Origin of the sequence: Streptomyces sp. NPDC021012, assembly GCF_044333355.1 — a bacterium.
Classification (GTDB): Bacteria; Actinomycetota; Actinomycetes; order Streptomycetales; family Streptomycetaceae; genus Streptomyces.
Genome location: NZ_JBIRQU010000020.1, coordinates 22,219 through 47,964, shown reverse-complemented (window position 1 = coordinate 47,964; position 25,746 = coordinate 22,219). Strand labels below are relative to the sequence as shown.

21 protein-coding genes are annotated in these 25,746 nt (G+C 73.2%); 10 read left to right on the top strand and 11 right to left on the bottom strand.

The window, feature by feature from the left end:
- Positions 1–46 precede the first annotated feature (46 nt).
- Positions 47–919, bottom strand: a complete 873-nt coding sequence (locus ACH4TP_RS37365; RefSeq protein WP_398440349.1) for an LLM class F420-dependent oxidoreductase — start codon at positions 917–919, stop codon at positions 47–49.
- Positions 920–1,128: 209 nt separating this feature from the next.
- Between ACH4TP_RS37365 and ACH4TP_RS37360 the strand changes: the two genes are divergently transcribed.
- Entirely contained in the window at positions 1,129–2,802 is a 1,674-nt protein-coding gene (locus ACH4TP_RS37360; RefSeq protein ID WP_398440348.1) for an AMP-binding protein, read from the top strand.
- 262 nt (positions 2,803–3,064) lie between these two features.
- Here ACH4TP_RS37360 and ACH4TP_RS37355 read toward each other — a convergent pair whose 3' ends face one another.
- A complete protein-coding gene (locus ACH4TP_RS37355) occupies positions 3,065–4,228 on the bottom strand; it encodes an acyl-CoA dehydrogenase family protein (protein WP_389238530.1) in 1,164 nt (387 codons plus the stop codon).
- Between the two features lie 55 nt (positions 4,229–4,283).
- Positions 4,284–5,036 carry an SDR family NAD(P)-dependent oxidoreductase gene (locus ACH4TP_RS37350; protein ID WP_389238528.1) on the bottom strand — a complete coding sequence of 251 codons (753 nt, stop codon included), beginning with the start codon at positions 5,034–5,036 and terminating at the stop codon, positions 4,284–4,286.
- A 238-nt stretch (positions 5,037–5,274) separates the two neighbouring features.
- Between ACH4TP_RS37350 and ACH4TP_RS37345 the strand changes: the two genes are divergently transcribed.
- The 6 genes from ACH4TP_RS37345 (at position 5,275) to ACH4TP_RS37320 (ending at position 11,368) form a co-directional block, all read left to right on the top strand.
- Complete coding sequence (locus ACH4TP_RS37345; RefSeq protein ID WP_389238526.1) at positions 5,275–5,616, top strand: YciI family protein; 342 nt, start codon at positions 5,275–5,277, stop codon at positions 5,614–5,616.
- Positions 5,617–5,619: 3 nt separating this feature from the next.
- On the top strand, positions 5,620–6,096 hold the full coding sequence (locus tag ACH4TP_RS37340; protein ID WP_389238524.1) for an SRPBCC domain-containing protein: 477 nt from the start codon (positions 5,620–5,622) through the stop codon (positions 6,094–6,096).
- A 197-nt stretch (positions 6,097–6,293) separates the two neighbouring features.
- A complete protein-coding gene (locus ACH4TP_RS37335; protein WP_398191959.1) occupies positions 6,294–7,541 on the top strand; it encodes an acyltransferase family protein in 1,248 nt (415 codons plus the stop codon).
- A complete protein-coding gene (locus tag ACH4TP_RS37330) occupies positions 7,538–8,323 on the top strand; it encodes a thioesterase II family protein (protein WP_389238520.1) in 786 nt (261 codons plus the stop codon). Before ACH4TP_RS37335 ends, ACH4TP_RS37330 begins: the two co-directional genes overlap by 4 nt.
- Positions 8,320–9,879, top strand: a complete 1,560-nt coding sequence (locus ACH4TP_RS37325; RefSeq protein WP_398440347.1) for a class I SAM-dependent methyltransferase — start codon at positions 8,320–8,322, stop codon at positions 9,877–9,879. Before ACH4TP_RS37330 ends, ACH4TP_RS37325 begins: the two co-directional genes overlap by 4 nt.
- A gap of 106 nt (positions 9,880–9,985) precedes the next feature.
- Positions 9,986–11,368: an FAD-dependent oxidoreductase gene (locus tag ACH4TP_RS37320; RefSeq protein WP_398440346.1), complete on the top strand. Its 1,383-nt coding sequence runs from the start codon at positions 9,986–9,988 to the stop codon at positions 11,366–11,368.
- Positions 11,369–11,440: 72 nt separating this feature from the next.
- On the opposite strand, the gene ACH4TP_RS37315 is transcribed toward ACH4TP_RS37320, so the two are convergent.
- Positions 11,441–12,169, bottom strand: coding sequence for a DUF2306 domain-containing protein (locus tag ACH4TP_RS37315; protein ID WP_389238514.1), 729 nt, complete (start codon positions 12,167–12,169; stop codon positions 11,441–11,443).
- 48 nt (positions 12,170–12,217) lie between these two features.
- Positions 12,218–13,288 carry a DUF2855 family protein gene (locus tag ACH4TP_RS37310; RefSeq protein WP_389238512.1) on the bottom strand — a complete coding sequence of 357 codons (1,071 nt, stop codon included), beginning with the start codon at positions 13,286–13,288 and terminating at the stop codon, positions 12,218–12,220.
- Between the two features lie 228 nt (positions 13,289–13,516).
- Here ACH4TP_RS37310 and ACH4TP_RS37305 point away from each other — a divergent pair, with 228 nt between their 5' ends.
- Entirely contained in the window at positions 13,517–14,743 is a 1,227-nt protein-coding gene (locus ACH4TP_RS37305) for an acyltransferase family protein (RefSeq protein ID WP_398440345.1), read from the top strand.
- A gap of 73 nt (positions 14,744–14,816) precedes the next feature.
- Here the strand turns inward: ACH4TP_RS37305 and ACH4TP_RS37300 are convergent, their stop codons facing one another.
- The 4 genes from ACH4TP_RS37300 to ACH4TP_RS37285 all read right to left on the bottom strand — a co-directional run bounded on the left by ACH4TP_RS37300 (position 14,817) and on the right by ACH4TP_RS37285 (position 20,639).
- Positions 14,817–16,376 (bottom strand): MFS transporter, encoded by a 1,560-nt coding sequence (locus ACH4TP_RS37300; RefSeq protein WP_398440369.1) that lies wholly within the window; start codon positions 16,374–16,376, stop codon positions 14,817–14,819.
- Positions 16,377–16,526: 150 nt separating this feature from the next.
- Entirely contained in the window at positions 16,527–18,110 is a 1,584-nt protein-coding gene (locus ACH4TP_RS37295; protein WP_398440368.1) for an MFS transporter, read from the bottom strand.
- A 113-nt stretch (positions 18,111–18,223) separates the two neighbouring features.
- A complete protein-coding gene (locus ACH4TP_RS37290; RefSeq protein ID WP_389238508.1) occupies positions 18,224–19,615 on the bottom strand; it encodes an FAD-binding oxidoreductase in 1,392 nt (463 codons plus the stop codon).
- A 193-nt stretch (positions 19,616–19,808) separates the two neighbouring features.
- Positions 19,809–20,639 (bottom strand): SAM-dependent methyltransferase, encoded by an 831-nt coding sequence (locus ACH4TP_RS37285; RefSeq protein ID WP_389238506.1) that lies wholly within the window; start codon positions 20,637–20,639, stop codon positions 19,809–19,811.
- Positions 20,640–20,872: 233 nt separating this feature from the next.
- Here ACH4TP_RS37285 and ACH4TP_RS37280 point away from each other — a divergent pair, with 233 nt between their 5' ends.
- Positions 20,873–22,363, top strand: a complete 1,491-nt coding sequence (locus tag ACH4TP_RS37280; protein ID WP_389238504.1) for a multicopper oxidase family protein — start codon at positions 20,873–20,875, stop codon at positions 22,361–22,363.
- Positions 22,364–22,395: 32 nt separating this feature from the next.
- On the top strand, positions 22,396–23,415 hold the full coding sequence (locus ACH4TP_RS37275) for a carboxymuconolactone decarboxylase family protein (RefSeq protein ID WP_398440344.1): 1,020 nt from the start codon (positions 22,396–22,398) through the stop codon (positions 23,413–23,415).
- Between the two features lie 94 nt (positions 23,416–23,509).
- On the opposite strand, the gene ACH4TP_RS37270 is transcribed toward ACH4TP_RS37275, so the two are convergent.
- Entirely contained in the window at positions 23,510–24,742 is a 1,233-nt protein-coding gene (locus tag ACH4TP_RS37270) for a NikS protein (RefSeq protein WP_398191976.1), read from the bottom strand.
- Entirely contained in the window at positions 24,739–25,701 is a 963-nt protein-coding gene (locus ACH4TP_RS37265; RefSeq protein WP_398191978.1) for a PLP-dependent cysteine synthase family protein, read from the bottom strand. The genes ACH4TP_RS37270 and ACH4TP_RS37265 overlap by 4 nt, the downstream gene beginning before the upstream one ends.
- Positions 25,702–25,746: the final 45 nt, after the last annotated feature.

Here is a 25,746-nt window from a genome sequence, read left to right as displayed (position 1 = left end):
ACGGGGTACGGGCCGGGGACCGTCGCCCCGACCCGTACGGGAGACCTCAGGCGTCCGCGACGGCGGGCAGGACGTGCTCGCCGATCAGCTCGATGCGGCCCACCTGGTCCTTGCCCTCCAGGATGCCGATCACCCGGGTGACGCCGGCCTGGGCGATCTGGCGCAGCGTCCCCGCCAGCTCGTCGGCGGCGGCCTCGTCCGCGGGCGTGAACGGCATGATGCAGGTCTTCTCGATCGAGTGGAAGTCGCGGCCCTCGTCCTCGCAGTGACGGCGCAGCACCTCCAGCTTGTCGCCCAGGTCCGGGCCCGGGTACAGGTTGCAGGCGTCCGCGTACCGGGCGACCAGACGCAGCGTCTTCTTCTCGCCGCCGCCTCCGATCACGATCCGCGGCCGGGTCAGGTTCTGCGGCACGTTCAGCGGCCGGTCCAGCCGGTAGTGGCGGCCCGTGATCGGCTTCTCGTCGCCGCGCTCCCCGTCCCACATGCTCCGGCAGATCCGGACGGCCTCCTCCAGCCGCTCGAACCGCTCGGCCAGCGGCGGGAAGTCGATGCCGAGACCGCGCGCCTCCTCCTCGTACCAGCCGGCGCCGATGCCGAGGTCGGTGCGGCCGCCGGACAGCACGTTCAGCGTCGTCACCGTCTTCGCCAGCAGGCCCGGGGAACGGAAGTGGACCCCGGCGACCATCGGCATCAGCCGGATGCGGCGGGTGTGCGCGGCGATCGTGGCCAGCGTGGTGAAACACTCCAGCATCGGCTGCTCGGGGCCGCCCATGTGGGGGCCCTGCCAGACGTGGTCCGCGACCCCGATGACGTCGAATCCGGCGTCGTCGGCGGTGCGGGCCATCGTCGCGAGCGTGTCCGCCATGCGCTCCGCTCCGCCGTCCCAGGCGTAGTCCGCGAATGCGAGGCCGAGTTTCAAGACAGTCTCCCAACAGGCTCGATGACGTGGGTGGGGTGTGTACCCGCGGCGGGGCCGTCGGGCGCGGCTACCGCAGAATAGGTCGGACGGGGCGGCCGGCTCTTCTTCGAACGTGCGGGGTTCGCACCCCCGGAAAGGCACGAACGGCCTGGTGGAAGAGGGCAACCACCGAGATGCGGGCCGCGTCGCCGCGCGATCAGCCTGAGGGAATGGACCGTATTGAGTCGGCGGACGCGACGCCGCCCGCCCCGCCCAGTCACATCAGCGGCAGCCACCCCCTGCCGCTGCTCGACGAGACCATCGGCCGGAACCTGCGGCGGGCCGTCGCCTCCTTCGGCGACCGGGACGCCCTGGTGGACCGGACGGGCAGCGGCCGGCGCTGGAGCTACGCCGAGCTCGACGCCCGTACCGACGCGCTCGCCGCCGGCCTGCTGGACCTGGGCGTCGAGCCCGGCGACCGGATCGGGCTGTGGTCGCCCAACAGCGCCGAATGGGTGCTCACCCAGTACGCGGCGGCGAAGATCGGGGCGATCCTGGTCAACATCAACCCGGCGTACCGCTCCTACGAGCTGGAATACGTCCTCGGCCACGCCGGGGTGAGCGTCCTCGTCGCCGCCCGGACCCTGCGCACCACCGACTCCGCCGGCATGATCGCCGAGGTCGCACCGCGCTGCCCGGAGCTGCGGCACACCGTCATCATCGGAGGCGAGCAGTGGGACGGCCTGCTCGCCGGGCCCGACTCGCGGACGGCGCGCCGCCTCGCCGAGATCGACGCGGCGCTGCACCCCGACGACGCCATCAACATCCAGTACACGTCGGGGACGACCGGCCTGCCCAAGGGCGCGACGCTGACCCACCGCAACATCCTCAACAACGGTTTCTTCACCGGTGAGCTGCTGGAGTACACCGAGGAGGACCGGGTCTGCCTGCCGGTTCCCTTCTACCACTGCTTCGGCATGGTGATGGGCACGATCGCGGCCTTCAGCCACGGGGCGTGCGTGGTGATCCCCGGCTCGTTCTTCGAAGCGGCGGCGACCCTCCAGGCGGTCGAGGCGGAACGCTGCACCTCGCTGTACGGCGTCCCGACGATGTTCATCGCCGAGCTCAACCACCCGGACTTCGACGCCTACGACCTCGGGTCGCTGCGCACCGGCATCATGTCCGGCACCCCCTGCCCGGTCGAGGTGATGCGGCAGGTCGTCGACCGGATGCACATGTCCCGGGTGACGATCTGCTACGGGATGACGGAGACCTCGCCGGTGGCCTGCCAGACCCGCCCCGACGACTCCCTCGAACGGCGGGTGTCGACCGTCGGCACGGCCGGCCCGCACGTCGAGATCAAGATCGTCGACCCCGAGACCGGGCAGACCGTGCCCCGCGGCCGCCAGGGCGAGTTCTGCACCCGCGGCTACTCCGTGATGCGGGGCTACTGGCGGCAGCCCGACAAGACGGCCGAGTCGATCGACGCGGACGGCTGGATGCACACCGGGGACCTCGCCGTCATGGACGGGGACGGCTACGTGAGCATCACCGGCCGGATCAAGGACATGGTCATCCGGGGCGGCGAGAACATCTACCCGCGCGAGATCGAGGAGTTCCTCCACACCCACCCCGACATCCTCGACGCCCAGGTGGTCGGCGTGCCCGACCCGTACTACGGCGAGGAGCTCGTCGCCTGGATCCGGCTGCGCGAGGGTGCCCCGCCGATCGACGCCCCCGTGCTCTGGGCGTACTGCTCCGGGCGGCTCGCCCACTTCAAGATCCCGCGCTACGTGGCCGTCGTCGACTCCTTCCCGATGACCGCGAGCGGCAAGGTCCGCAAGGTCGAACTGCGGGAACAGGGGGCCCTGATGCTCGCCGAACGGCTCGGCCAGGCGGCCTGACACCTGCGGGCGCGGGAAAGGGGGAGGGGGGCCCCCCCCCGGGGGGGCCCCCCCCCCCCCACCCCCCGCCCCCCCCCCCCCCCCGCGGCCGGGGGGGGAAAGCCGCCGGGGGGACCCGACCCCCGGGGGCCCCCCAGCCCCCCCCCGGGGCGGCCCGGGGCGCCCCCCCCCGGGGGGGGGGGTTTGGGGGGGGGGCCCACCCCCGGGGGGGGGCCCCCCCCCCCCTCCCCCCCGCGCCCCCCCCGGAAGCCGGCGCCGGTGCTCAGAAAGCGACGGGAAGTCCCAGACCGCGGGCGACCAGCATCCGCTGGACCTCGCTCGTGCCCTCGCCGACCTCGAGCACCTTGGCGTCGCGGTAGAAACGGGCCACCGGATAGTCGTTGAGACAGCCGTAGCCGCCGAAGATCTGCGTGGCGTCCCGGGCGTTGTCCATCGCCGCGTTCGCGGCGATCAGCTTCGCCATCGACGCCTCCTTCCCGAACGGCTCGCCCCGCAGCATCTTCGTCACCGCCTGGTAGTAGGCGAGCCGGGCGCTGTGGGCCCGCACCTCCATGTCGGCGATCTTGAACTGGACGGCCTGGTTGGCGCCGATGCTCCGGCCGAACGCCATCCGCTCCTTGGCGTGGCGCACGGACTCGTCCACACAGCCCTGCGCGATGCCCGTGCCCACCGCGGAGATCGCGATCCGGCTCTCGTCGAGCACCGAAAGGAACTGGGCGAGACCGCGGCCCTCCTGCCCGAGCAGGTTCCCGGCCGGCACCCGCACGTCGGTGAAGGACAGCTCGTGGGTGTCCGAGGAGTTCCAGCCCGCCTTGGAGTACAGCGGCGCCACCTCGAAACCGGGGGTGCCCGAGGGCACCACGACGGTCGAGGCCTCCTGGCGGCCGTCGGAGCGCACCCCGGTCACGGCCGTGACCGTGACCAGCCGGGTGATGTCCGTACCGGAGTTGGTGATGAAGGACTTCGCCCCGTTGATCACCCACTCGTCGCCGTCGCGCACGGCGGTCGTGGTGAGCGAGGCGACGTCGGTCCCGCCCCCCGGCTCGGTCAGCCCGAACGCGCTGAGCGCCTCACCCGCGCAGAGCTGCGGCATCCAGCTCTCCTTCTGCTCGGGCGTGCCGAACCGGTAGAGCGGCATGGCACCCAGCGAGACACCCGCGGACAGGGTGATCGCGACCGAGGTGTCGACCCGCGCGAGCTCCTCCAGCGCCAGGCACAGCGCCAGGAAGTCGCGGCCCTGGCCGCCGTACTCCTTCGCGAACGGCAGCCCGAACAGCCCCATGCGGCCCATCTCGGCGACCAGGTCGTAGGGGAACGCGTCCCGCTTGTACAGGTCGCCGATCGCCGGGGCCACGGCGGTGCGCGCGAAGTCCTCCACGGTCTTGCGCAGGACCTCGTACTCCTCGTCGAGCCGGAAGCCGATCACTTCAATCTCCTCGTGTGGTGGCGGGCCGGGCGGGCCGGGAAGGGGGCGGCGCCGGTCAGGCGGGGACGGAGCCGACGAGACCGCCGTCGACGACGAACTCCTGACCGGTGATGTACGCCGCGCGCGGCGACAGCAGGAACAGCACCGTCTCGGCGATGTCCTGCGGGGTGCCGAGGGAGCCGAGGGCGACCTGGCCGCGGAAGAACTCGCGGACCTCCTCGACCGGGGCGACGGCGTCGAACATCTCGGTGCGGATGTGGCCCGGGGTGACCGCGTTGACCCGGATGCCGAGGCCCGCCAGGTCCGGGGCGAGGGTCTGCGGCAGGTTCAGCACGGCCGCCTTGCTGGCCGCGTAGACCGAGCCCGCGCCCATGCCGCGGTGCACCAGCCACGAGGCGTTGAGCACCACCGAGGAGCCCTCGGCGAGCAGCGGCAGCGCCTTCTGCACGGTGAAGAAGGAGCCCTTGAAGTTGGCGCCGACGACCTGGTCGAAGTCCTCCTCGGTCACGTCCGCGGTGCGGGCGTTGAGGCCGATGCCGGCGTTGGCGAAGACGCCGTGCAGGACGCCGAAGCGGGCGCGGACCTGCTCGTAGGCCGCCTCCAGCTCGGCCGGGCGGGACACGTCGACGGTCACGGAGAGCACCCGGTCGCCGCCGTCCAGCTCCTTGACGGCCTTTTCGAGGCGGGCGGCGTCGCGGCCGGCGATCACCACGTTCGCGCCCTCGTCGAGCAGGCGGCGGGCGGTGGCGAAGCCGATGCCGCTGCCACCACCGGTGATGAAGTACGTCTTGTTGGCGAAGTCAGTCATACGGCCAGCGTCGGGGCGCCGCGCACCGCCGCGCATCTCCTCGATTGCGCAGCGCCCCGCCCGGCGGCCGGGCCGCCAGCGGCTCGTGGCAACCGCCCGAACGACAGCAACCTCGAAGATGCCGCACGCCCCTCCCACCGGGGAGGCTGGGCAGGTGGACCCACGCCTGCGCCTCCTGTCGTCGCCGTGGGGTGCACCGACCACGCAGACAGAGCACAGTCAGAAGGAGATCCCCCCCATGGCTCAGTTCGCGGTTTTCATCTACGAGGCGGAGATCCCCGGCGGCTGGGAGAACGCTCCGAAGGAGCTCCTCGCGGCTCACGAGGCGTTCCCCGGCAAGGTCGAGGAGCTCGGCGGCAAGATCCTCAACGGTCTCGCCCTGCAGCCGGCCGGCACCGCCAAGAACGTCCGCAAGGGCGAGATCAACGACGGCCCGTTCGCCGAGGCCCGCGAGTCCCTCGGCGGCGCGTTCGTGCTGGAGGCCGAGAGCCTGGAGCAGGCCCTGGAGATCGCCAAGTTCGTCCCGGTCCACGACGGCGGCGTCGAGATCCGCCCGCTGTTCGACGCGCCGGAGGCCTGATCCGTGGCCGACACCACCGAGCTGACGGCGATCACCGTCACCCGCGTTCTCGACGCGCCGCGCGCGGAGGTCTACCGCGCGTGGACCGAGCCGGAGCGCTTCGCCCAGTGGTGGGGGCCGCGCGGCTTCACCACCGACCCCTCCACGGTCGCCCTCGACGTGCGGGTCGGCGGCACCTGGAACGCCACCATGGCGGCCGAGGGCATCGGTGAGTTCCCGTTCACGGGCGTCTACCGCGAGGTCGTGGCGGACGAGCGCCTGGTGTTCACGCTCGTCGACCCGAACGACGAGAACGTCGCCGACCGCGCCGAGCGCGGTGAGGCCGAGGAGCTGACCACGGTCACCTTCGAGGACCACGACGGCGGCACGAAGCTCAGCTTCCAGCAGGTCGGCCGGCTCGACACGGAGAAGGCCCCGGAGGTCGAGGCGGGCTGGAACAGCTTCCTCGACTCCCTCGCCGACCACCTGGCCGGCGCCTGAACCGACCGCACGAGAAGGGAGCGGTACGGGTCCCCCGACCCGTACCGCTCCCTTCCGTCGTCCCCGCCCCCCGCCGTCCGCGCCCCGGCGGCAACACCGCAACCCGCAAGCGGCAACACCGCAACGTGCAAGATGCAGCCGTGACCGGCCGCCGGGAGGCTGGCCCCCGTCTCTTCGCTGATCAGGGGGTCGGGCCGGTGGCCATCACCACAACCAGGTCTCCCGAGGCCGTCAGCAGCACCCGCAGCACCCAGCGCCGGTTCTTCCCGGAGCTCGAGGGCATGCGTGGGCTCGCGGCCATGGGAGTGCTCTGCACACACGTCGCGTTCAGTTCCGGCATGGTCGGATTCATGGACAAGGAACCCAACGGGTTCCTCGGCGTCATGCTCCAGCAGCTCCACGTGAGTCTGCCCATCTTCTTCGTGCTCTCCGGCATGCTGCTCTACCGGCCGTTCGCGCTCGCGACCATCGCCGGGACCCGCAAGCCCGAGATCAAGCCCTACTTCTGGCGCCGCGCCCTGCGCACCCTGCCCGCGTACTGGGTGCTGGTCGCCGTCACCATGCTCACCCTCAACCGCGAGGCCGTGCACAGCGTGTGGCAGGTCCTCCGCCCCGTGCTGCTGCTGCAGGTCTACCAGATCGACTCCCGCCTCGTCGGCGAGGGCCTGGAGCAGACCTGGACCCTCGCCACCGAGGTCGCCTTCTACGCCGCGCTGCCGCTGCTGGCCTGGGCCCTCGACAGGTTCGCCCGCAAGGCCGCCGACCCGGGCGTGCGCGTCCGCCGCATCCTGTGGGGCCTGAGCCCGCTCGTCGTCATCGGCTTCGTCTACGCGGCGTACACCTTCCTGCCCTCCCTCGGCCTCTACCCCATCCAGAACGAGTGGCCGCCGAAGTGGCTCGGGTTCATCGCCGTCGGCATGGGCCTCGCCGCGCTCTCCGCGGGCGCCGACGTCGCCCCCGACCGCGTCCCCGCCTTCTACCGGTTCGTGCAGAACAAGCCGGTGTGGTGCTGGGTCCTCGCGGCCGGCGTCTACCTCCTGGCCTGCGTCCGCCCGATCGGCGAGCCCGGCCACGCCGACTACCCGTCGATGGCCGGCGGCATGACCGAGCAGTTCCTCTACACGCTCTTCGGTCTGCTGCTCGTCGCCCCGGTCACCGTGCCGAACCCCTCCCGCGCCATCGTCGCGGCCATGAGCAACCCGGTGATGCGCTTCCTCGGCCGCATCTCCTACGGCCTGTACCTGTGGCACATCGCCATCATCTACTTCTGGCGCGGCGACCTCATGCCGAGGGGCAGCTTCCCCGAGCTGTTCGCCGTCACCCTGGGCGGCTCGATCGTCCTCGCCACCGCCAGCTTCTACCTCGTCGAGAGCCCCGCCATGAAGCTGCGCGAGCGCCTCGGCAAGGCCTCGGCCAAGCCCAGCGTCGAGACGATCACCAAGTGAGCTGGCTCCGCACCCTGCGGACCGCTCCTCCGGGAGCGGTCCGCCTCGTGTGCCTGCCGCACGTCGGCGGCTCCGCCCACGCCTTCCACCCGCTGGCCCAGGCCCTCGGCCCGGGCATCGAGGTGCTGGCCGCGCAGTACCCCGGCCGCCACGACCGGCTGGCCGAACCGCCCCTGCGCAACCTCGCCCTGACGGCCGGACACATCGCGGCCGAACTCGCCCCGTTCCGGGACGCCCCGCTGGCCCTGCTCGGCCACAGCCTCGGCGCCCTCGTCGCCTACGAGACCGCCGCCCGCCTCCAGGCCACCGGCCCCGCCCCGGTCCACCTCTTCGCCTCGGCCGCGCTCGCGCCCTCGGCGCCCCGCGACTTCGGCGTCCACCTCCGCGAAGACGACGCCCTCGTCGCCGAACTCGACCGGATCAGCGGCACCACCCACCGCTCGGACGGCGAGGAGATGCTGCTGCGCCTGCTGCTGCCGGCGATCCGCGCCGACTTCCAGGCCTTCGAGACCTACCGCGACCCGGGCCACCGGCTGTCGTGCCCCGTGACCGCCGTCGTCGGCGACGCCGACCCGGTCGCCACCCCCGACACGGCCGACGCCTGGGCGGCGACCACCACCGGTCGCTTCGTCCGACGGGTGCTGCCCGGCGGCCACTTCTACCTCACCGAGCCCGCGAACACGACGGCGCTCGCGCACGCGGTGTCCGGGCAGCTCACGGGCGCCGAACGGCCGCCCCAGAACCCGGCGCCCGCCCGAATCCGAGAAAGGACCCGCACATGAGCCACCCGTCGACGTCCCCGGTCCTCACCGATCTCCTCGACGCCTTCCGCCACGCCGAGGACGAGGACCTGCAGGAGGGCTTCGGCCGCCTGGCCGCCGCCCTGTGGTCCGCCGACGGCCCGGTGGACGGCGCCGCGGAGCGCACCGGCGCCCTGGTGGCGGCGCTCGACGCCGCCGACGCCCGGCGCACCGGCCACCTCGTCGTCCTCCTCGGCCTGCTCGCCGAGACCGAGTACCAGGACCACCCGGCCGGCGACGGCCCCGTCCGCACCGCGGTCCGCCGAGGCCTCGACCGCTACCTGGAGCTGCTCGCCGACAGCGGCGCCGGCACGCCCCTGACCCTCGCCCTCGTGTACCTGCTCGCCCACTTCCCGGAGGAGCGCGAGCGCATCCTCGCCGCGGCGGCCACCGAGGAACTCGCCCTCGACGAGCACGACCTGACCCGCCTCGAGCGCGCCCTGCGCCCCCTCGACCCCGAGGCCCCCGACCTCGGCCGCTGCTGGCCCTCGCCCGCCGCCTGGAACCTCAACGACGACGAGCGCGGCTTCGACACCGAGTGGATCAAGGCCCTCACGCCCGAGCAGATCGCCGCCAACTGGAACAACGACACCCGCACCGTCCTCGCCTACGCCGGCATGCGGGCCTACTGGGCGGTCCGGCACGGCTCCGTCAACGAGACCTCCTACCCGGCCCCCGAAGCCGCCGGGAACACCGTCGGCGAACTGGGCCCCGACGCCTTCGCCCGCCACGCCGACGCCCTGCGCTGCCCCTCGTGCGACGGGCAGCTCGGCTACGACGGCGCCGTCCGCTGCGCCTCCTGCGCCACCACCTACCCGCTCGCCCAGGGCCTGCTCGACCTCTCCCGCGGCGCGACCGGCTCGCAGGCCTCCGAGGAGGACGACACCGCCGACCTCCTCCAGAAGCTCGCCGCCATGCCGAGCATGGGCGTCTACTACGAGACCGTGCTGCGCCCCGCCTTCCTGCGGATCGCCGGCCTCAACTGGGACGACGCCGTCACCCCGGCCGACGAGGACACCTACCTCCGCGACCACACCCGGCCCGTCGACGGCCCCGTCCTCGACCTGTGCGCCGGCGCCGGACGCTGGACCGCCGTCCTGGAGCAGGCCGTCGGCACCGAGCGACTGATCGCCCAGGACCTCGGCCTGCCCATGCTCACCGCCCTGCGCCGGGCCCTGCCCGAGGTGCCGGCCGTCATCGCCAGCGCGCTCACCCTGCCGTACGCCGACGCCAGCATCGGCGCCGTCAACTGCTGGAACGCGCTCCAGGCCTTCCCCGAGCAGGCCGACATCGCCATCTCCGAGATCGGCCGCGTCCTCAAGCCGGGCGGCACCTTCACCCTGCTCACCTTCCGCTGGGCGGACGACCCGGTCGACCGCTACTTCCAGGGGGCGCACTTCTTCCCCAGCCGCCCCGCCGGAATGCTCCTGTTCGACCTGGACGAGGTCCGCGGCTGGCTCACCGCGGCCGGCCTGACGGTCCGTGAGCAGTCCGGCACCGGCTCGTTCGTCTTCATCACCGCCGAACGCACCGCCTAGGCCCCACCGACCCGGGCGCCGGGCCCGCACACCCCGGCCGCGGCCGGCCCGTCCCTCCCGACGGGCCGGCCGCCCCACTTCCCGACCCACGCCGGAGGAACCACCCATGACCACGGTCGACGAGCACCCCGTGACCCTCGCGCGGCCCGGCGAGGCGGCCTACGAAGCGGCCACCCGGGTGTTCAACCTGTTCGCCCCCGTCGCTCCCGCCGCCGCCGTCACCGCCCGCACCGTCGAGGAGATCCGCACCGCGATCGCCCGCGCCCGCGCCGAGGGCCTGGGCGTACGGGTCCACGCGACCGGCCACGCCGCCGCGACCGCCCGCCCCATGGACGAGGCGCTCCTCATCCGTACCGAACTCGACGAGCCCGTCACCGTCGATCCGCACCGCCGCACCGCCCGGATACCCGCCGGCACCCGCTGGGGCGCCGTCGTCGCCGAGGCCGCCCGCCACGGGCTCGCCGCCCCGCACGGCTCCTCGCCGACCGTCGGCGCCGTCGGCTACCTGCTGGGCGGCGGACTGAGCATGTACGCCCGCCACACCGGCCTCGCCGTCAACAGCGTCCGCGCCGTCGAACTCGTCACCGCGGACGGCGAGCTCCGCCGCGTCGCCGCCGACGAGGACTCCGAACTGTTCTGGGCACTGCGCGCCGGCGGCGGCGGCCTCGGCGTCGTCACCGCCGTCGAGGTGGCCCTCTTCCCCGTGGCCGGCGTGGTCACCGGAGCGGCCTTCTGGTCCGCCGCGCACGCCGCCGAACTGCTGCCGGTCTGGCGGGCGTGGACCGAGCGGGCCCCCCGGGAGGCCACCACCTCGATCCGGGTGATGAACCTGCCGAAGCTCCCCGAGGTCCCCGAGGTCCTCAGCGCCGGCCCCGTGCTGTGCCTCGACGGCGTCGTCGTCGCGACCGGCGCGGACGACCTCGAAACCGCCCGCCGGCAGGCCGAGGACCTGCTCGCCCCGCTGCGGGCCGTCGCCGAACCGCTGATGGACACCTGGCACGAGGCGGGCCCGACGGCCGTGCCCGAGACCCACATGGACCCGCCGGAGCCCGTACCCGTCCTCGGCGACCACCTGCTGCTCGGCGAGATCGGCGACGACGGCGTCGCCGCCTTCCTGCGCGCCACCGTCGACCGGCCGCACTCCGCCCTCACCGTCGCCGAACTGCGCCAGCTCGGCGGCGCCCTCGCCGAGGCCCCCGAAGGCTCCGGCGCCCTCGGCCACCTCGACGCGCGCTTCGCCTACTCCGGCGCGGGCGTCCCCGGCTTCGGCGGCACGGAGGAGGAGATCCTCGCCCACTGCGCCGAGGTCCGCGCCGCCCTGGGCCCCTGGGACACCGGCCGCACCACGCCCACGTTCGTCGCGAGCCTCACCCAGCCCCAGGGCCACCTGACGCCCGAGGCCGTCCTCGCCGCCGACCGGGTCCGCGCCCGCGTCGACCCCGACGGCCTGTTCCGCGGCGACGTCGCCCCCGGCTGCTCGGCCCTCTGACGGCACGGCGGACACGACGAAGGGGGCCGGCGGGTGTCACACCCGCCGGCCCCCTTTCCGCCCCGTACGCCCCTACGAACGGCGGCCGGCGTACGCGGGGTTCTGGCCGCGCCGCGCGGTGCGCTCGATCCACCAGTGCACGAGCAGCAGGTTGCCGACCCAGCCGACCCAGCGGGCCGCCTCGGAGATGTACGTGACGTCGATGGTGACCGGCAGGCTGAACAGGGTCATGCCGATGACGAAGCCCCACACCGTCTGGCCCCACACGATCGCGAAGCTGTACAGCATCCAACGGCGGTGTTCGGCGTAGCGGCCCTGGCGGGCCCGCACCCAGCCGACGACCGAGGTGACCGCCCACAGGATCCCCGACATCAGCACGGCCACGCTGCCGGGCTTGAAGGCCACGGGGAACATCGCGAGCGCCAGCAGCGACGCCGGCAGCGCCCCGCCGAACACGTACAGGTGACCGCTCCAGCGGTGCACCGCCGGGTGGTTGCGGCGCAGCCACGGCCACAGCTGGAGGACCAGCGTCACCAGCGTCACCGCGCCGGTCATCACATGGGCGACGAGGATCGTGTAGTGCAGCGGGAACTGCAGCGGGATGTCCGTCTTCGTCGGGTCGAAGGTGAGGTACGGCGGGAGCTGGTAGAGCAGGTAGGCGGCCGCGGCGACGGCCAGCGGGACGATGTAGTTGCGTCCGAACCAGCCGCGGCGGGCCGGCGCGGGGCGGTCCGGCCGCCCGGACGGCCGGGAGTCGCGGGCCGGCGACAGCGGTCTTTCGACGCTCTGGGTCTGAGTCACGGTGCGCAGCTTCCGTTCTGGGGAGGGGGGGAAGGACGACGGAGCGGTTCAGCGGAGGGAGAGCACGGTGCCCGTCTCGGCGGGCAGCTCGCCGTCGATCAGGAACCGGTAGACGCGGACCAGGGCCTCGGGGCCGGACGCCCGGGTGACCGTGAGCCACTGCGGCGCGTCCGCGACGAAGGCGTCCTCGGCCCGCTGGTAGCGGGCCCGGTACGACTCCTCGCCCTCCTTCTCGATGAGCCGCTGCTCCTCGGAGGGAGTGAAGAAGATCCACGGCTCGGGATCGGTCAGCCCCTCGGGAGGCTCGATCTCGGCGCCGGGGTGGGTGTAGCCGACGAGCAGCGCGTCCTTCAGGGCGGGGCCGAACCGCTCGTACACGGCGAACAGGCGGTCGGCCTGCCCCGTGAAGTCGACGAGGACGACGGACCCGGGAACCTCGGCCGTGCCGAGCTCGTCGTAGCCGATGACCGTGTCGTAGTGGCCGAGGCCCCGGACGAAGCCGAGGTGGCCGGGGGCCGTCACGCCGACCGTGGTGATGCCCTCGTGGTCGGCCAGCAGGGCGGCGAGCCCCGCGGCGGTCTTGCTGGAGGCACTGGTGACGAGAACGGTGGCCGAGGGGTGCTCGCGGATCAGGAACTCGGCCAGGTTGAACGAGGCCGGGTACAGCGGCTTGAGCAGCAGCCGGTGGTCGTCGAGCGCGTCGCCCTCCCCGGCCCGCAGGTACGCGCGGTACCAGGGGTGCAGGAAGTCCCGCTCGGGCGCGATGTCGTCGAAGCCCCGCTCCGTCGGCTCCGCGGTGAGGGTGACGTGCGTGGACATCGGCAGGAAGCCGAAGTAACGGGTGCCGACCTCGACGCCGGGGTGGGCCGACTCCTCGACCCGGGCCCAGCCCCAGGTCGGGACCCGGCCGTGGCCCTCCGGGCCGGCGAAGGCGTCGAAGAACGGGAGCTCGGACTCCCCGAGCCGGGCGTAGGTGGCGGTGATCGCCGTCAGCGCGAACTTCTCCGCGGCCAGCCGCACCTCGCCCGGACGCAACGGGGCGAGGGACGCCCTCCGTACCTCGACCGCCGTGAGATCGTCCCGCTCGACCAGTAGATCCCAGGTGTCCGGATCAGGCACGTCCGCCTCCCATGTTCATCGCCGCGGCGGCCCCGGTTCGGCCCGCCCGGGCCATGGTCGGGGCGGCACCGGAGGGGCTGCATCTCCTGGCGTGCGGTCATGGCGCGAAAACCCCTGGACCGGCGTCTCGCCGTGAGCGAGGCAACCTCGAAGATGCCCATGGAGAAAGGGACTTGGCAAAGTCGTGGGGAACTGAATCCGGCCAGAACCCACGGGAGAGCGAGCCCCATGACAGACCGAACGACGAGATCCGGGACCGCTGCCGCCAGGGCCTCCCGGCTCCCCGCGCTGACCGGAATGCGGTTCATCGCCGCCGCCCTGGTCTTCTTCTTCCACGCCAACTTCGAGGGCTTCTTCGCCGACGCCGGCAGCGCCTCGGTCATGAAGTCGCTCTCCTACCAGGGCGGCTGGACCGGAGTCGGCTTCTTCTTCATCCTGAGCGGCTTCGTCCTCGCCTGGTCCGCGCGGGCCGACGACACCACGGGGTCCTTCCTCCGCCGCCGGTTCTTCAAGATCTACCCGCTGCACCTGCTGACCTTCGTGGTCGCCGCCGTGCTCCTCGTCACCGTCGCCGGCATGCCCTTCGACGGCGGCAACGCGCTGCTCCAGCTGTTCCTGCTGCAGTCCTGGTCCCCGGACATCTTCGTCCGCAGCAGCTTCAACGGTGTCGCCTGGTCGCTCTCCTGCGAGCTGCTGTTCTACGCACTCTTCCCGCTGCTGTGGCGCCTGGTGCGCCGCATCCGCCCGGAGCGCCTGTGGGCCGCGGCCGGTGCCGTCACGGCCGCCGTGTTCGCCGTGCCGCTGTTCGCCCCGCTGCTGTCGGACCAGTCGCTGATCCCGGTGGTGAACATCAAGTCCTCCGAGATGTGGCTCACCTACCAGTTCCCGGCGACCCGCGTCCTCGACTTCGTCTTCGGCATGATCCTGGCGCGCGTGGTCGCCGAGGGCCGCCGCCTGCCGCTCAACTTCGGCGGCGCGCTGCTGCTCACCCTCGCCGCGTACGTCGTCGCCCCGTTCTTCCCGGCCTCGTACCACCTGACGGCGATCATGCTGGTGCCGCTCGGCCTGCTCATCGCCGCCGCCGCCCAGGGCGACACGCGCGGCAAGCGCAACTGGTTCTCCGGCCGCGCCATGGTCTGGCTCGGCGAGGTGTCCTTCGCCATGTACATCAGCCACCAGCTCGTCCTCGGCTACGGCCACATGATCTTCGGTGGCTACACCGTGCTGTGGGGCACCTGGCAGGCGATCGGCCTGATCGCTCTGTTCCTCACCACCACGCTGCTGGTGGCCTGGCTGCTGTTCACGTTCGTCGAGCGCCCGGTGATGCGCCGCTTCGGCACCTCCCGCGCCCACCGCGCCGCCCAGGCGGCCGCCCGCGCCGCACAGCCCGTCGCGGCCTCCCGCCCGGCCCCGTCGGCCGCCCCGGCCGAGGAGCCGCAGCTCTCCCTCCGCTAGGGCGGGAAGCGGCCGGCGGGCGGGCGGCGAGCCGGAACCACGGCACGCCGCACCGCCCGCCGCCGGATGCGCCTCAGCCCACCGACGCGGGTTCGGGACGGCTCTCCGAAGCGCCTTCCGCAGGGGTCTCCTCCGCGGAGGGCGCGGTGTCCGGTGCGCCGAGCGGCGGCACGTGGCGCAGGACGCGGGCGACGAGCACGGCCACCCCGGCGAGAACGACGGCGGTGAGTCCGACGACCGTGTGCAGGCCGTCGGTGAACGCCCGCGCCGCCGAGTCCAGCAGCCGGGCCGCGAGCTCCTCGGGCAGGGCGCGGCTCGCGGACACGGCGCCCGCGATGCCCTCCCGGGCACGGTCCGCCGCCGCGGCCGACAGACCGGCGGGAAGGCCGTCCGAGACGCCGTACCGGTAGACGGCGGTGCCGAGGGTGCCGACGACGGCGATGCCCAGGCCGTAGCCGAACTCGTTGCCGGTCTGCGAGAGCGAGGCGGCGGCGCCCGCCTTCTCCGGCGGGACGGACCCGACCACCAGGTTCGTGCCGAGCGACACGAGCGGCCCGCCGCCGAGCCCGTTCAGCGTCCAGCCCGCCACCAGCCATGCGGCGCCGCCGTCCGGGCCCGACCGGAGCATCAGGAGGAAACCGCAGACCACCAGGGCGAGGCCGCCCGCGATGAGATAGGCGGGGCGGACCCTGCGGGCCAGCACGGGGGAGACGGTGATGCCCGCGATCGACCCGGCCATGCCGGGCAGCAGCCCCAGGCCCGCGGCGAGCGGCGACATGCCCTCCACCGCCTGGAAGTACTGGGTGAGGAACAGCATCGCCGTGCCCGTCAGCATGCTGTAGAAGAGCATGCCCACCAGCGCCGTGCGGAACGGGGCGGCCCCGAACAGGCGCAGGTCGAGCAGCGGGTCGGCGAGGGACCGCTGGCGGCGGACGAACAGCACGCCGAGGGCGAGGCCGGCCAGGAGGGCGGCGGCGGGCAGCGGGTGCAGGCCCTGGCGGGCGGTCTCCTTCAGGCCGTAGATGAACGGCAGCACGGCGGCCAGGGACAGGGCCACGCTCGGCAGGTCGAGGCGGCCGGCCTGCGGTGCCTTGTACTCCGGCAGCAGCACCGGACCGAGGGCGAGCAGCAGCACCATCACCGGCGCGCCGATGAGGAAGACCGAACCCCACCAGAAGTGGTCGAGGAGCGCACCGCCCACGATCGGTCCGACGATCGCCCCCACCGAGAAGCAGCCCGCCCACACCCCGATGGCCATTCCCATCTGCTTGGGGTCGCGGAACATGTTGCTGATCAGGGCGAGCGTGCTCGGGGCGAGGGTGGCGCCGGCGATGCCGAGCAGGGCCCGGGCGGCGATCAGCATTCCGGGTGTGGTGGCGAAGGCGGCCAGCAGGCTGGCGAGTCCGAAGACGGTGGCGCCGATCAGCAGGAGCTTGCGGCGGCCGATGCGGTCGCCGAGGGTGCCCATGGTGACGAGGAAGCCACCGACCATGAACCCGTACATGTCCATGATCCACAGCTGCTGGGTGCTGCTCGCGCCCAGGTCCGAACTGAGCTGCGGCAGGGCCAGCAGCATCGCGAACACGTCGAAGGACACCAGCAGGGTGGGCAGCGCGAGGATCGCGAGTCCCATCCACTCCCGGCGCCCCGCGCGGGGGACGGTCTCTGACGTCACGGTCTGTTCCTCTCGGAAGACGGGGGAAGGCTCGTACGGGTACGGGAAAAACGAGGGAGGCCGTGGCGTCCGGCCACGGCCTCCCTGCTGTGTCGTCGCCGGTGGGGGTCAGCCCGCGGCGGCGACGGGCGTCTTCTGCTCGGCGGCCTGCTCCGCGCCCGGCTCGGCCGACGGGGAGTCCGCCCCGCCCTCCTCCTGCCCGCCGCCCTGCGGGGCGCCGAACGGAGGAACGTGCCGCAGCAGGGTGAGGACGGTGAGGGCGATGATGCTCATCAGGACGATGCCCGTCACGCCGACGGCGTTGACCCCGTCGGTGAACGCGCCGCGCGCGGCGGACAGCAGCGCGTCCCCCGCGTCGCCGGACAGGCGCCCGGCCTCCGACACCGCGCCCGCGAGGCTTTCCTTGACCGCGCCGACGGCACCGGCCGGCAGACCGGACGGCACCGCGCCGGCGATCTCGTCGCGGTAGACGGCCATGCCGAGGGAGCCGACCACGGCGATGCCGAGGCCCGCCCCGAACTCGTTGCTGGTCTGCGAGAGCGACGCCGCCGAACCGGCCTTCTCCGGCGGGGCGGAGCCGACGACCAGGTTGGTGCCGAGCGCCACCAGCGGGCCGCCGCCCAGGCTCGCCAGGGCGAAACCGGCGATCAGCAGGGCCGGGCTGGAGTCCGCGTCCGCCAGGAAGTACAGCAGGTAGCCGACGAGCGACAGCACCAGACCACCCGCGATGAGGTACGCGGGCCGCACGGTGCGCGCCAGAGCGGGCGCGAAGGACATGCCCGCGATGGACACCACCAGACCCGGCACCAGCGCAAGACCGGCCTGCAGCGGCGTCAGCTCGGCGACCAGCTGGAAGAACTGACCGAGGAACAGCAGGCTCGCGCCGCCCGTCATGCTGAACGCCAGCAGGCTGACGAGGGCGCCGCTGAGCGCCTTGCTGGAGAACAGACCGAGGTCGAGCAGCGGGTCGGCGAGGGACCGCTGGCGACGCAGGAAGACGTAGCCGAGGACGAGACCGGCGACGAGGGCGGCGACGGGCAGCGGGGCCAGGCCCTGGCGGGCGGTCTCCTTCAGGCCGTAGATGAACGGCAGTACGGCGGCCAGGGAGAGGACCACGCTCGGCAGGTCGATCCGCCCGGCCTGCGGCGCCTTGTACTCCGGCAGCAGCACCGGGCCGAGGGCGAGCAGCAGCACCATCACCGGTACGCCGATCAGGAAGACCGAACCCCACCAGAAGTGGTTGAGCAGGGCGCCACCGGCGATGGGGCCGACGATCGCGCCGATGGAGAAGCTGCCGGCCCAGATGCCGATCGCGGAACCCATCTGCTTGGGGTCGCGGAACATGTTGCTGATCAGGGCGAGCGTGCTCGGGGCGAGGGTGGCGCCGGCGATGCCGAGCAGGGCCCGGGCGGCGATCAGCATGCCGGGTGTGGTGGCGAAGGCGGCCAGCAGGCTGGCGAGTCCGAAGACGGTGGCGCCGATCAGCAGGAGCTTGCGGCGGCCGATGCGGTCGCCGAGGGTGCCCATGGTGACGAGGAAGCCACCGACCATGAACCCGTACATGTCCATGATCCACAGCTGCTGGGTGCTGCTCGCGCCCAGGTCCGAACTGAGCTGCGGCAGGGCCAGCAGCAGTACGAACATGTCGAAGGAGACGAGCGTGGCCGGGAGGGCGAGGATCGCGAGTCCCATCCACTCCCGGCGCCCCGCGCGGGGGGCGGCTTCTGAAGTCACGATCCGGTCCTTTCGTCTTCGGGCTGCCGTCGCCCGTTCGTCGTGCACATCGTGGGGAAACCGAAAGGAGGTCAGCTCGCCTGGTCGGCCGGAGGGATGTTGCTGTTCACGCGGAACACGTTGGTCGGGTCGTACGTGCGCTTGACGGCCCGCAGCCGCTCCCAGGTGGCCTCCGGGTACGCCTCGTGGATCCGGGCCTCGGCGTCGTCGGCGAGGAAGTTGACGTACACGCCCGGCACGCCCTTCTGCAGCGCCACGGTCAGCTCGTCGGCCCAGCGGGTGTGCAGCTCAGCCTCGGCCGGGTCGGTGTACATGGCGGCGACGTTCACCAGGATCCGGCGGTCGCGGTGCGCGAACGCGGTGGCGTCCGCGGGCACGCGGGCCATCGCACCGCCGAGCACACGGATCTGCACGGCCGGCATGGCCGCCGAGGAGGCCGCCACCCGCTCCAGGACCAGCTTGGCGTCGTCGAGACCGAACGTGTCGGTGAGCAGGCTGCGGGCGGCGGCGACCGGGTGGAAGCCCTCCTCCTCCGGCGGGTAGACCCCCGGGTAGGGCATCGCCTGCATCATGTCCGCGATCGGCGTCGCGAGGCCACGGAACGGCGCCAGCGCCTTCTCGGCCTCCTCGCCCTCGCCCGCGTACACCAGGATCGCCAGGACGATCGGCGTGCCGTGCAGCTCCTCGGGGACGAACGGCATCGGCGGCGACGGCATCACGTTCGCGATGGTGGACAGCTCCTCCGGGGCGGCCTCCGCCGCCTCGACGAAGCCGGCGACGACCTCCGGCGTGGCCGGCAGCAGCAGCAGACCACCGGTGACGGTCGGCAGCTCGTGCAGCCGGAACTTCAGCCGGGTGACCACGCCGAAGTTGCCGCCGCCACCGCGGATCGCCCAGAACAGCTCGGGCTCGTTGTCGGCGTCGACCCGGCGCAGCACACCGTCGGCGGTGACGATCTCGGCGGCCAGCAGGTCGTCGATGGTGAGCCCGTACTTGCGGACCAGGTAGCCGATGCCGCCGCCGACGGTGATGCCGCCGAGGCCGACGCTGCCCGTGTCGCCGAAGCCGGTGACCAGACCGTGCTCGGCGGCCGCCAGGGTGTACTCGCCGGCGTTCAGACCGGCACCCGCCCACGCCGTCCGCGCCTCGACGTCGATCTCCAGACCGCGCAGCGAGGAGGTGTCGAGGACCAGACCGTCGCTGAGACAGAAGAAGCTGTGCCCGCCGCCCTTGACGGTCAGCGCCAGGCCGTTGTCCCGGGCGAAGACGACCACCCGCGCGACGTCGTCGGCGTCCGCCGGCCGCACGATCGCGGCCGGACGCTGGTCCATCCCGCCCAGGTAGACGGTGCGCGCCTGCTCGTAGTCGGCGTCACCGGGCGCGAGGACCTGGCCGCTGACCAGCGCGCGCACCTGCGCCACCGGGACGGCGTCCGGCTCGATGACCGTGGGGGTGTCCACCATGAAAGGTCTCCTCGTGTCGTGCTGCGCCACGGCGGGTCGCACACGTCGGGCCGGAGCGGGCCGCAGGCGTTCCTCGCGTGGTCAGGGATGTCCACGGGCATCCTTGCGCGCCCCTGTTCGAGGCCGCATCTTCCAGATTGCTGTCTGCCCGTTCGAACGACGGCCCGCCGGGCGGGGACCGCCCGGGACGGCCTCAGCGCGGTCTGCGGGCGCAGACCACCGCGTAGCCGATCTGGTCCTTGCGCGGTGCGAAGAAACCGCGGTGCAGCCGGGAGAACTCCGCGATGTCCGCCTCGCCGAACTTGCCGGCGACCTCCTCGCGGCGCTCCATCGCGGCCCGCAGGTACTTGCCCTTCATCCCGAACACCCGGGGGCCGCAGCTGGTGTACTCCTCCACCTCGAACCCCGCCGCGCGCACGTGCTCCAGCCACTCGCGCAGGGTCGGCAGCACGGGCAGCTTCAGCGTGCTCATGAACTGCTCCACTCGCTCCGGTTCGCTGCCCGGGTTCTCCAGGCTGAAGTCGGAGAACGCGATCCGCCCGCCCGGCCGGAGCACCCGGAACAGCTCCCCGAGCACCGTCGGCAGGTCGGGCGCGTTCTGCAGCGACTCCAGGGCCAGCACCGCGTCGAAGGTGCCGTCCTCGAACGGCAGCCGCATGTAGTCGCCGTACCGGAAGTCGGCCGTGCCGGTCAGACCCGCCGCCTCCGCCCGGCGGCGCGCGGTGTCGAGCTCGTAGTCGCTCACCGTCACGCCCGTCACCCGCACACCGTGGCGGCGGGCCAGGTACAGGGAGGCCTCGCCGGATCCGCAGCCGGCGTCCAGCACGTGCTCCCCTGCCCGCAGCCCCAGGACGTCGGTCACCTTGCGGGTGATCCGGTGGACGGCCTCCGGCAGCGGGGCGTCGTCGTCGCGGTCGTACCAGTACCACATGTGCAACTGGCCGCCGCGGAGCTCGTCGCCGATGGGCGCCCGCTCGTCGTAGTGCTTCCCGATGTCCGTCGGGTTCGCCGTCGTCTCGGCCATGGCCCGTCCTCTCCCTCGCGGCGCCACACGGCCTTCGAGCGGCACGGCGGCCCATCCTCGGGCCCGCTCGCCCGGTCCCGCATCTCCACGCGTGCTGGTGTGCCGAAGTCGTCGTGAGCAGGGCACACCGCACGATCGAAGAAGTGGCCCGGGGGCGCCCGGTGCCACGATCGGACCGGATTCCCGGACCCGTGAGGGACCCGGGCGCGCCGACGAACCGACGAGGGGACGAGATGCTCAACCGACGCGTGCTGCTGGGGGCCGGCGGCGTGGTGGCGACCGCCGCAGCCCTGGCCTGGCCCATACGGATGGCGACCCGGCCGGAGGTGTCGACCGCCGCCGGCGGACAGGCCCACAGCGGGTCCGAGCACATCCTGCGCATGGGCAAGGCGGCGATGGCCTCGCCCCGCCAGGCCGCCGAGCCGTTCACCGTGCGCATGCCCGTGCCGCAGGTCGCCCGTCCGGTCCGCCGCACCTCCGACACCGACGTCTACGAACTCGACCTGCGCCCCGCGCAGGTGGAGATCCTGCCCGGCACCACGACCCCGGCCCTCACCTACGGCGGGACCTTCGTCGGCCCCACCATCAAGGCCAAGGAGAACCGGAAGGTCCAGGTCACCTACGTCAACCGGCTGGACAAGCCGGCCAACGTGCACCTGCACGGAGGCCACGTCCCGCCGCAGAGCGACGGCTACCCCATGGACCTCATCGGCGTCGGGTCCGCGCACACGGTCGAGTACCCCAACGGGCAGGCGGGCGCCACGCTCTGGTACCACGACCACACGCACCACCAGGAGGCCGAGCACGTCTACCGCGGCATGCACGGCTTCTACCTGATCGAGGGAGCCGACGAGCGCGCCCTCGGCCTGCCCACCGGCAGCCGCGACGTGCCGATCATGCTGCGCGACGCCCACTTCGACGCCGCCGGAGGCCTCATCCTCGACGTCGAGCACCCCGAAGCCCGCTCCACGCTCCTCGCCAACGGACGGCCGCTGCCCTACTTCCCGGTCGACGCCGCGAAGTACCGCCTGCGGCTGCTCAACTCCTCCATCCACAAGATCTTCCAGCTCGACCTCGGCGGCGTGGAGATGCTCCAGATCGCCTCCGACGGCGGCCTGCTTCCGGAGCCCGTCCCCCGTACCTCCCTCACCCTCGCCCCGGCCGAACGCGTCGAGATCGTCGTCGACTTCTCCCGCCGGCCCCTCGGCAGCAAGCTGGTCCTGTCCGACACCAACGGCCCCGTCATGCGGTTCGACATCACCCGCCGCGTCCTCGACACCGCCCGGGTCCCCGACACGCTCCGCCCGACGGCCGCGCTGCCCACCCCGACGACCACCCGCCGCATCAAGCTCGGCGTCGCCCCCTCCAAGATGGCCTACGCCATCAACGACCTGACCTGGGACGAGAACCGCGTCGACGCCCGGATCCCCAACGGCACCAGCGAGATCTGGGAGATCTACAACGCCGACACCGTCGACTCCGAGTTCGGCGGCATCGACCACACCTTCCATCTGCACCTCGTGCAGTTCCGGGTCCTCGACCGCGACGGCAAGCCCCCGCTGCCCGGCGAGTCGGGATGGAAGGACACCGTGCTCGTCCGCCCGGGCGAGCGCATCCGCCTCCAGGCCACCTTCAGGGGCTGGCCGGGCCGGTACGTCTACCACTGCCACATGCAGGAGCACAACGTCGCCGGAATGATGGCCCAGCTCGAGATCGTCCCCTAGCCGGCCAGGCCAACCAGACGAGAGGCGCAACGATGACGACGAGGACGCTGGTACGAGCCGTGCTGCGGGGCTCGCTGCGCGACATCCACCATGTGAAGGCCGTCCCCCGGAGCCGTGCCGGGGGCCTGGCGGCCGCCGTGTACGAGCGGTCCGAGCGGGAGTTCGGGGTGATCGCGCCACCGCTGGCGCTGCACTCCGCCTCCCCCGGGCCGCTCGCGGCGAGCTGGCTGCTGCTGCGCGAGTCCCTGCTGGTCGACGGGCGCGTCGACCGGGCGGTCAAGGAGGCCGTCGCGACCGAGGTGTCCCGCGCGAACTCCTGCTCGTACTGCGTCGACGTCCACCAGGCCACCGTCGAGACCCTGCCGCCCGCCGCGCCCGGCACCCCCGGCGAGCGGGCCGCCGCCTGGCTCGCCGCCACCCCGGCCGACCGCGGCCCGGCACCCTTCACCGCCGACGAGGCGCCCGAACTCCTCGGGGTGGTGCTCACCTTCCACTACCTCAACCGCATGGTCGGCGTCTTCCTCGACGACTCGCCCGTGCCCGAGCGGGCCCCCGCCGGCCTGCGCGGCCCGATCCTGCGCACCGTCGCCCGCGCCATGCGCCCGGTCGACGGGCCCCTCACGCCCGGAGCCTGCCTCGACCTGCTCCCGGCCGCCCCCCTGCCGCCGGAGCTGTCCTGGGCGTCCCCCAACCCGGCCGTCGCCCAGGCCCTGGCCCGCGCCCACGCCGCCGTCGACGCCGCCGCCCACTGGGTGCCCGCACCGGTCCGCGACCTGCTGGCCGACCACCTGGACGGCTGGGACGGCACCCCGCCCGGCATCAGCCGCAGCTGGCTGTACCCCGCGGTCCTCGACCTCCCGGCCGCCCAGCACCCCGCGGCCCGCCTCGCCCTGCTCACCGCCGTCGCCCCGCACCAGGTCGGCCCCGACGACATCACGGCCTTCCGCGCCCACCACCCCGGCGACCGGCACCTCGTCGAACTCACCTCCTGGGCCTCCCTGACGGCGGCGACCGCCCTGACGGCCCGCCTGGCGGCGGCGCACCTCGTCTGAGGCGCCGGGAGCGCACGGCGAGGGGGAGGGCCCACCCGCACCGGGTGGGCCCTCCCCCTCGCCGTGCTCCCGCCACGAAGCGGAGCCCGGCACGTCAGCCGATGCGCAGCCCCGCCCAGAACCATTCCTCGGCCACCCGGATCCGGGCCTCGGTCTCGGCCCGGTCGGCACCGGTGATCACGAACGCGGCGAGGAAGTCCCCGGAGTGCGAGGCGTCCTGGACGGTGTCGCCGACCTCCGCGTACGTCGTGTACTTCACGACCCCGGGCGGCAGCGCCGACGGGTCCGGCAGCGACCGCAGCACGCCGGGACGCTTGGTGAAGAGCAGCTGGCCCGCGAGCCGGTCGGGGTCCCTGCGCTCCCCGGCGTCGGCGGGAAGGCCGAGCTGCCGGCGGACCGGGTACTCCATCGGGTCGAAGCCGAACAGCGCCCGCTGCACGTCCCGCACCCCCGCCCCGCCGGCCCGGGAGGCGGCCTCGCACAGGACGAGCTCGTCGTCGTCGGTGTGGAACACCTCGATGTGGAAGGCGAAGTGCTCGGGCCCCCCGAACGCCTCCAGGATCCGCTCGCCGAAGTCGACGAGCCGCCGTGCCAGCGGGTCGGCGGTGTCGAGCGCGATGTCGACCCGGCCCTTGCGGTCCCGGAAGTCGGCCAGCGCGTACTGGTACTGGGAGGGCCACAGGGTCGCGATCCGGCCGTCCAGGACGTTGCCGTCGATGTGGCACATCGAGCCCGTGACGAACGCCTCGGCCAGCCACTGCGGCTCCCCGTCCGGGGAGGACAGCTCCGCCTCCCGCGCCCACGCGTCGAGCTCCTCGCGGGTGCGCAGCACGGACACGCCCAGGGACAGCACCCCCTTGCGGGGCTTGACCACGACCGGCAGCCCGTGGCGCTCCGCGAAGCGGTCGAGGTCCTCGCGCCCCCGCAGCAGCACGTGCTCGGCGACGGGGATCCCGGCGGCCTTCGCGACCTGCTTCATCTCCCACTTGTCGCGGTACACCCGGGCGGACCCGGGCCGCTGCCCCGGCAGGTCGTAGCGCTCGCGGAGCTCGGCCGCCCGCTCGATGTCGAACTCCTGGCAGGCGACGACGTCGGTGACGCCGAACTCCTCGACGAGGGCCGCGGCCCGCTCGGCCACGTGCGGGCCCGTGTCGTAGTCCGTCAGCACCTCGGCGTGCAGATAGGGCGCCCCGGTGGGCAGCTCCTCGCCGAACAGCGCGAGCTGCTCGGCCGAGCCCAGCAGGACGATCTTCTCGCCCCGGTCGGCCAGCCACCGCTCGTAGGGGTTGGCGCGCAGCGAGCCGCGGTGCAGCACGAGCGTGGTCATGCGGAGGTCCCTTCGTTCCAGATGCTGACGTAGCGCTCCCCGGTGTCCGGCAGGATCGTCACGATCGTCCTGCCCGCGTACGCGGGATCCCGGGCGAGCAGCGTCGCGCCGTACACCGCGGCGCCCGAGGACAGGCCGGCGAAGAGGGCCTGCTCACGGGTGAGCGCGCGGGCCGTGTCGAGCGCCGCCTCGTCGGAGCAGGTGATCACCCGGTCGATGAGCGCGACGTCCGTGGTGGGGGAGACGAAACCGCCGTTCAGGCCGGGGATGCGGTGGGTCCCGGCGTAGCCGCGGGAGAGGACCGGCGAGCCCTCCGGCTCGACCGCCACGACCTCCAGGGCCGGGTTGCGCTCCTTGAGGAAGCGGCCCGCGCCGGTCAGGGTGCCGCCGGTGCCGACCCCGGCGACGAGGACGTCGACCCGGCCGCCCGTGTCCGCCCAGATCTCGGGTCCGGTGGTCTCGTAGTGGGCCTGGACGTTGTCGGGGTTCTCGTGCTGGCACACATACCACGAACCGGGCGTGGCGGCCTGGATCTCCTCGGCCTTGGCGATGGCGCCGGCGAACCGTTCGGCGCTGGGCGTCTGCACGATCTCCGCGCCGAGCGCGGTCAGCAGACCGATCCGCTCGGGCGTCGCGCTGTCGGGCAGGACGACCACGCAGCGGTAGCCGCGCAGGGCGCACAGCGCCGCGAGGGCGATGCCGGTGTTGCCGGAGGTGGACTCCACCACGGTTCCGCCGGGGACGAGTTCACCGCGCCGCTCGGCGCCGCGGAGCATGGCCAGGGCGGCCCGGTCCTTGCTGCTGGCGAAGGGGTTGGCGGCCTCGATCTTGGCGAGGACCTCGGTCCCGGGCGCGCCGTCCGCGAGGGCGAGGCGGACCAGGGGGGTGTTGCCGATGAGTTCTTCCAGGCCGGCGGCGACGCGCCGCCGGGCGGGTGCGGTGAGGAGGTCGGTGGTCACCAGAGGACTCCAGGGGTCGGGAAGAGGGAGGGGAAGGCGGGGGAG